This is a genomic window from uncultured Leptotrichia sp. (assembly GCF_938036635.1).
GTDB lineage: Bacteria > Fusobacteriota > Fusobacteriia > Fusobacteriales > Leptotrichiaceae > Leptotrichia > Leptotrichia hongkongensis.
The window spans coordinates 1-5,339 of sequence record NZ_CALHQO010000150.1 but is presented as its reverse complement, the minus strand read 5'-3'; the positions used below and the strand labels follow the sequence as shown (position 1 = coordinate 5,339).

Sequence of the window (5,339 nt, the reverse complement as noted above, 5' to 3'; positions counted from 1 at the left end):
CCTTATCGTTATACGTGTCGTGCAACGTATCGTCAGATATATCATTTTTAGGACTTTCAGTAACATCTTCTGTTTTTTCTTCTACTATTTCTGCTTCAAGTATTGTTTCATTATTTTCTGAATTATCAGAAATATTTTTATTTTCTATTTCAGAATTTTTTTTAAACATTTTTGCTTCGTCAATTTTATCAATATATTTTTCTATTATTTTCTTAATTTCCTCTTTTTCACATTGATTATAAATAATTTTTATAAATTCTTTTTGCTTAACTTCCTTTAATTCGCTTGAAATTAGATCCTCAAAAGGTTTCCCACCTTTATTAAGATTAGATTTTGCCCATTCAAGCAGGATTATTTCCCTTGTTTCAGAATCATATTTAATCAATTTATGCTGATCCATAAATCTTTTCAATAAATTTTCCACTGATTCAATTGAATATCCCATATCAAATGCTATTTGCTTTTTCGTTATTTTATATATACCTATCTGTGTTGACTTTTCATTTGTCATTAAGTATAAATAAAAAAATTTGTCCTCGGGAGTCATTTCTTCTTGAACATACGGATTACTCCAAAAGTCCGTTTGTATCTGTCTAAACTTAGCCATATTTCTCTCCTTATGATAATATTTTATCTTTTTCTATTTTTCCTATTCCTCCAAGCAATAAAATTTTTATATTTCACAAACTTTACGCCTACTAAACTTATATTTTCTCCGTCAATGACAATATACGGGTACTTTATTTCAAAATTTCTTATACCCGTATATGTTACTGATCCCACTCCATATTCTAAAATTAAATTTTTTTCTCTTTTCATTTTCTCTCACTTGTGATATAATAATCTTGAGAATACGAAAGTGTTTTTTAGATCTTTTATGTCAGTGTTTTTCCACTGGCATTTTTTTATTCAATTTCTTCCTCTTCTTCAAATTCGCTTAATATTTCCATTGTTTCATCAGATCTATTTTTATCATCAGAAATACCTTTATTAATTTTCTCAATTATTATTTCCATTTCATCATTCAAGGCCCGTATATCGTTTTTAAGCTCCTGAAAACTTTTAGCCTTACTCATTATCAGCTTTTCATCAATCCAAGCTCTCAATGCACTCCTAAGACTCGTAAAGTACCATTTTGCTACAAATTGTACTTTACCTTTATTATTTTTCTGTTTACATCCAATCACAAAACATCTTGGCTGACTTTTAATATAATAATTTCCACTCAAATTTATATACATTATTCTTACCTCTATTTCCATTTCTTTTTAAAATAAGATGACCACCAAAGCAATATTGCAAGCAACACTGGAAATGCCAAATTTCCACCTGCAATCCAATACCCTTTTTCTCTAATCACTTCTAACTGAATCAGCACTGTCATTGTTATCAGAAATATTATTTTTATCAGATTTTTCACTGTCAGCATTTTCTCGCTCCATTTCCTTAATTTCCTCTTGATCCATTTCTTTTTCAAGCTGTTCTCTTATTGTCATTTTGATAAACCAACCTTTCTTACAAATTTTTTGATTCTGTTCTTAATTTTTCTTTCTTCCATTTTTCTTCTTGTTTCTTTATTTTGATTGTTTACCATTACTAAAGCATCATATTTCATTTTAAATTCACATCCCTTTCCTATTATGCTACTACCACATATTTCAGTTCCAAAAATTTTCTATAGCTTATTCCAACATATCTTTCAACATGTACTCTTTGAATATCGTAGTCCCAATTACGTTTCCCGGCTCTTCTTCTTGCTTCTTTTTCATTTTCATCTTTAAATTTAGGTACCGCCGTTCCAAATTTAAGTCTGCCTTCTTGTAGGCCTACTCTTACATATTGCTGTCCTTTTCCTATAAATTCAGCAGCTTCCTTTATTGATAATTGCAATTTTGTAGCCTGTTTTCTTATCCAAGATTCTGAAACTTCCATAGTTTTTTCCTTTCCGGGATTGCCGTCCCTTAATTTTTTTTGGTGTTTGTTTTTTCCTTACCTAGTCCCTTAACGACATTTTTTGTTTCCTAATTAACTCCCGATTCTTTAGAATTTCCCTTTTTTAATTTTTCTAATACTGAATCTAATATTCCAAGATTTTTATTTGTCAACTGTTCCTTTTGAACTTTTTCATACCACTTATTCCAAATTTTTTCACAGTCATTTTCTGCTTTTTCCTTTAATTTTTCATCTTGTATCTGATTTATAATGCTATTTATTCTAACTGCCCATCCAGTCATCACTAAATCATTTTTTAGGTTGTATTTTTCTTTTATCATTTCTTCCGCAACTTTTTTTAATTCATTTACTGTTGCCAAATAAAATGTATCCACATTGTGAATTTCCATTCTTAAAATTCTCCTTCAAATAATTTATGTAATTAATAGAATCTTGTACGATTTTTCTTTTTTTCTTCATCCATATCTTTTAATACTGTGACTATTATTTCATCGATATTATCTTTCTTTTTCGTTTTTGTTCTTATCCTTGTACTATAATTTCTATATTTACTGCTTTTTTTCCTTCGTTTCTTTTTAAAAAACAAAGGATAAACATATAATAATTTTTTAGGTTGCAAAATTTCTTTTTCTTTCTCTTTTTTCCTATCCAATATAGCCTTAATTCCTACCAAAGCTACAATTATAACCGATGTTATCATCAAAATTATTTTTTTCATCTCTCACTCCCTTACTTCAAAATTTATTCATTTTTAAATATTCTATGTTATAATCTAACCACCTTAATATGAAAGGAGGTATTATTATTTTTATAATAATAATTTTTGCGGCTGTATATGTAGCTGTATTTTTAGCTATATTAAAAGATAAACCCATTAATTATTTCTGGATGACATTTGCAGTCTTGATAATAGTGTGTTTTCTTCCAATATATTATCGAATTGAATTTTCAGAGGAAGAACTAAGAACATTTTTAACTGTAGGCAGCATGTTCCTTGCTCTCTCTACTTTTACAAAAAACCATAAAATTATTAAAGCCTCTGTCATGAATTTCTTATTCGTACTAATTAATTATCTTGTAATTATTGTGGAAAAAAGACATTCTGAAATAATTGAAGCAAAATTTATCTTTACAATTTTTATAATGCTATCAATTGTTTATTTCATTATAACGTTGATAAGACATTATTTAGATGAAAGTGGTTAAGACCATCAATCCACACATTTTAAATCTAGTAGTATAAAAAACCAAAAACTTAGCAGGAAAAAAATAGCATAAACTATCCTGGTATCTATTTTATTTCCATATAAGGATGTAATAGATAAAAACAAAATGAAATTTAAAACGCTTAAAAATGCTATATTACGATATCTACGTATTTTATAATCGTATTTTGCTTTAATTCTCTTTTCTATTTCATCCTTATCCATAAATTTTAAAATATCTTCTTCGGTATCTACTCCCATCCTCTCACTCCCTTCTTTTTTCCAAATAACCTCTTTTGTGCTATAATATTATCGCCAAATAAATCTTTACACAGAAAGGAGGTGTCACTATTATTAAAGCTATTGTTTATGCGATTTCAAAAGTTATCGCATTGTCTTTTTTGAATTAGTTTTAATATGTGTCCTTTCGATTCAATGCATCTAATAAAAGGACACATCTTCTATTTCTACTTCTAAAATCTTTCAATTCCGTACATTTGTATAAATTTTTGTAAATTTCTTGTTTTATTTCTTTTTCTTTTTCAAAATCTCTGTGTTCACTTCTTCTAATTGCAGTAAAAATATGTATAACATCAGTAATATTATTTTCGTCTTCCAACAAATCTATTCCTGATTCAATTTTTGTAAAATCTTTTTTTAAAAAATTCAACATTTCTTCATAACATTTTTCTACTAACTTTTTCTCATTTCCCATCCTCTCACTCCCTTACTTCAAAATCTTATTTATTTTTAAATATCTTATGCTATAATCTAACCATCCTAAATGAAAGGAGGTACAGCGATTATGTATAAAGTTCATGCTTGTCTACTTGGACAATGGACTGAACTTACTGAAGATGATTATCAAATTGGATATAATAATCAATTCTTTTCTCCATATAATTGGGCTAAAGAGGGATATATAAAAAATATTCATAATTTTATCGAAAACAGTTTTTATGATATGTCAATAGTCCAAATTATTCATAAAGATAAAAAATATTTTTTAAGTCCAGTACATATTCAAGTTGTTATAGAAGAATAGGGCTTTTAATACTTTTATAAAAATCTTTTATTTTTTTTAGAGACTCATCTTCTGTAATTTCAACATCAAAGGTGAGTTTCTCTTTTTTATTTTTAAAATAGTCTATACACTTATACTATTTTGTATATCTTAATACAACTTTCTTTAATTTGTTTGTGAATTTTCTTTATTTTGCTGTTCTTCAGCCTTCACTTGATTTTGTATCTGAGTATTTATTGTATCATTAACACTCCATTTGTAAACTAACACACTTTGAATATCAAATATATTAAAACTTGGTTTAAATCTAATTTCTTTCATTTTATTAAATGCATTTACTTCAGTTACTTTGAAACTTCCTATTCTTATTCCTTTTGACAGAACATCACTAACTCCAGAAGTTTCTATATTAAATATTGTATTTTTATCTACTTTACCTTCATTATAATTTTGCACAGAGAAAGTTCCATTACCATTTCCACGTAATATTTGCTGATCAGAACCATTTAAAACGACACTTAATTTTGAAGTCTTACTTGTTAATAGAGTCACTTCCGAATATTCTTCACTTACCTTAGAAATTTTTCCAATAAGATAACCGTCAAACATTACTGGCAGATTTATTTTTATTCCTTGTGCAGACCCCTTATTTATATACATTTTCTCAGATGAATTACCATTTTCCACAAGCGCAACATCTGCTGCTATAAATTCAGCTGGATTTTTTTGACGCATACCTAGCATTTGCCGTAATTTTTCATTTTCTTCTTTTAAATATGCAAGTTCCATATTCTGAACTTTATTTTTCTGTAATTCAAAATCTCTATTTTTATTATTTTCAGCATAGTCTTCAACATAACTAATATCATTAACTCGTGATTTTAATTTTAAAACCTGAGTGTACAACATACTTTTTACTTTTACTAACCTAAAGTTTACTGACTGAGTTATTCCATCTAAAAATGTAAATGAACTTGTAATTCTATTTTTAAAGGCAAACATTATTATTATTATTATTATCAAAATCAGAACTGCTCTACCTGTGCTCTTTTTCTCAGAAAAATCATCTAATTTCATTATTTTATAATCCTCTCATTTTTTATTCCAAAATATCAAATATAAAAACATAAGCATTTTAATATTGATACGATTAATTT

General features: G+C 27.1%; 13 protein-coding genes. 2 read left to right on the top strand and 11 right to left on the bottom strand.

Features of this window, described 5'->3' with window-relative positions; translation table 11 throughout:
* From Q0370_RS02870 to Q0370_RS02835, 8 genes are all read right to left on the bottom strand, one after another.
* A partial coding sequence (locus Q0370_RS02870; protein ID WP_299571876.1) for a hypothetical protein occupies positions 1-607 on the bottom strand: 607 nt, incomplete at its 3' end.
* A gap of 23 nt (positions 608-630) precedes the next feature.
* On the bottom strand, positions 631-819 hold the full coding sequence (locus Q0370_RS02865; protein WP_299571875.1) for a hypothetical protein: 189 nt from the start codon (positions 817-819) through the stop codon (positions 631-633).
* Positions 820-905: 86 nt separating this feature from the next.
* A complete protein-coding gene (locus Q0370_RS02860) occupies positions 906-1,262 on the bottom strand; it encodes a hypothetical protein (RefSeq protein WP_299571874.1) in 357 nt (118 codons plus the stop codon).
* 90 nt (positions 1,263-1,352) lie between these two features.
* A complete protein-coding gene (locus Q0370_RS02855) occupies positions 1,353-1,496 on the bottom strand; it encodes a hypothetical protein (RefSeq protein ID WP_299571872.1) in 144 nt (47 codons plus the stop codon).
* On the bottom strand, positions 1,493-1,615 hold the full coding sequence (locus Q0370_RS02850) for a hypothetical protein (RefSeq protein ID WP_299571870.1): 123 nt from the start codon (positions 1,613-1,615) through the stop codon (positions 1,493-1,495). The genes Q0370_RS02855 and Q0370_RS02850 overlap by 4 nt, the downstream gene beginning before the upstream one ends.
* A 23-nt stretch (positions 1,616-1,638) precedes the next feature.
* A complete protein-coding gene (locus Q0370_RS02845; RefSeq protein WP_299571867.1) occupies positions 1,639-1,932 on the bottom strand; it encodes a hypothetical protein in 294 nt (97 codons plus the stop codon).
* Between the two features lie 89 nt (positions 1,933-2,021).
* The gene (locus tag Q0370_RS02840; protein ID WP_299571864.1) at positions 2,022-2,342 is read right to left on the bottom strand and encodes a hypothetical protein; all 321 of its coding nucleotides are present in this window, start codon (positions 2,340-2,342) and stop codon (positions 2,022-2,024) included.
* A 32-nt stretch (positions 2,343-2,374) separates the two neighbouring features.
* A complete protein-coding gene (locus Q0370_RS02835) occupies positions 2,375-2,671 on the bottom strand; it encodes a hypothetical protein (RefSeq protein WP_299571862.1) in 297 nt (98 codons plus the stop codon).
* A 68-nt stretch (positions 2,672-2,739) separates the two neighbouring features.
* Here Q0370_RS02835 and Q0370_RS02830 point away from each other — a divergent pair, with 68 nt between their 5' ends.
* Positions 2,740-3,159, top strand: coding sequence for a hypothetical protein (locus Q0370_RS02830; RefSeq protein WP_299571860.1), 420 nt, complete (start codon positions 2,740-2,742; stop codon positions 3,157-3,159).
* A 5-nt stretch (positions 3,160-3,164) separates the two neighbouring features.
* Here Q0370_RS02830 and Q0370_RS02825 read toward each other — a convergent pair whose 3' ends face one another.
* On the bottom strand, positions 3,165-3,419 hold the full coding sequence (locus Q0370_RS02825) for a hypothetical protein (RefSeq protein WP_299571858.1): 255 nt from the start codon (positions 3,417-3,419) through the stop codon (positions 3,165-3,167).
* 151 nt (positions 3,420-3,570) lie between these two features.
* Positions 3,571-3,873: a hypothetical protein gene (locus Q0370_RS02820; RefSeq protein WP_299571855.1), complete on the bottom strand. Its 303-nt coding sequence runs from the start codon at positions 3,871-3,873 to the stop codon at positions 3,571-3,573.
* Positions 3,874-3,963: 90 nt separating this feature from the next.
* On the opposite strand from Q0370_RS02820, the gene Q0370_RS02815 reads away from it, so the two are divergent.
* Positions 3,964-4,203 (top strand): hypothetical protein, encoded by a 240-nt coding sequence (locus tag Q0370_RS02815; protein ID WP_299571853.1) that lies wholly within the window; start codon positions 3,964-3,966, stop codon positions 4,201-4,203.
* Between the two features lie 144 nt (positions 4,204-4,347).
* Here the strand turns inward: Q0370_RS02815 and mreC are convergent, their stop codons facing one another.
* Positions 4,348-5,259: a rod shape-determining protein MreC gene (gene mreC, locus Q0370_RS02810; RefSeq protein ID WP_299571851.1), complete on the bottom strand. Its 912-nt coding sequence runs from the start codon at positions 5,257-5,259 to the stop codon at positions 4,348-4,350.
* Between the last annotated feature and the right edge of the window lie 80 nt (positions 5,260-5,339).

Coding starts and splice junctions, on each gene's coding strand:
- Q0370_RS02865 (WP_299571875.1), bottom strand. CDS start 819: ATGAAAAGAGAAAAAAATTTAATTTTAGAATATGGAGTGGGATCAGTA.
- Q0370_RS02860 (WP_299571874.1), bottom strand. CDS start 1,262: ATGGAAATAGAGGTAAGAATAATGTATATAAATTTGAGTGGAAATTAT.
- Q0370_RS02855 (WP_299571872.1), bottom strand. CDS start 1,496: ATGACAATAAGAGAACAGCTTGAAAAAGAAATGGATCAAGAGGAAATT.
- Q0370_RS02850 (WP_299571870.1), bottom strand. CDS start 1,615: ATGAAATATGATGCTTTAGTAATGGTAAACAATCAAAATAAAGAAACA.
- Q0370_RS02845 (WP_299571867.1), bottom strand. CDS start 1,932: ATGGAAGTTTCAGAATCTTGGATAAGAAAACAGGCTACAAAATTGCAA.
- Q0370_RS02840 (WP_299571864.1), bottom strand. CDS start 2,342: ATGGAAATTCACAATGTGGATACATTTTATTTGGCAACAGTAAATGAA.
- Q0370_RS02835 (WP_299571862.1), bottom strand. CDS start 2,671: ATGAAAAAAATAATTTTGATGATAACATCGGTTATAATTGTAGCTTTG.
- Q0370_RS02830 (WP_299571860.1), top strand. CDS start 2,740: ATGAAAGGAGGTATTATTATTTTTATAATAATAATTTTTGCGGCTGTA.
- Q0370_RS02825 (WP_299571858.1), bottom strand. CDS start 3,419: ATGGGAGTAGATACCGAAGAAGATATTTTAAAATTTATGGATAAGGAT.
- Q0370_RS02820 (WP_299571855.1), bottom strand. CDS start 3,873: ATGGGAAATGAGAAAAAGTTAGTAGAAAAATGTTATGAAGAAATGTTG.
- Q0370_RS02815 (WP_299571853.1), top strand. CDS start 3,964: ATGTATAAAGTTCATGCTTGTCTACTTGGACAATGGACTGAACTTACT.
- mreC (WP_299571851.1), bottom strand. CDS start 5,259: ATGAAATTAGATGATTTTTCTGAGAAAAAGAGCACAGGTAGAGCAGTT.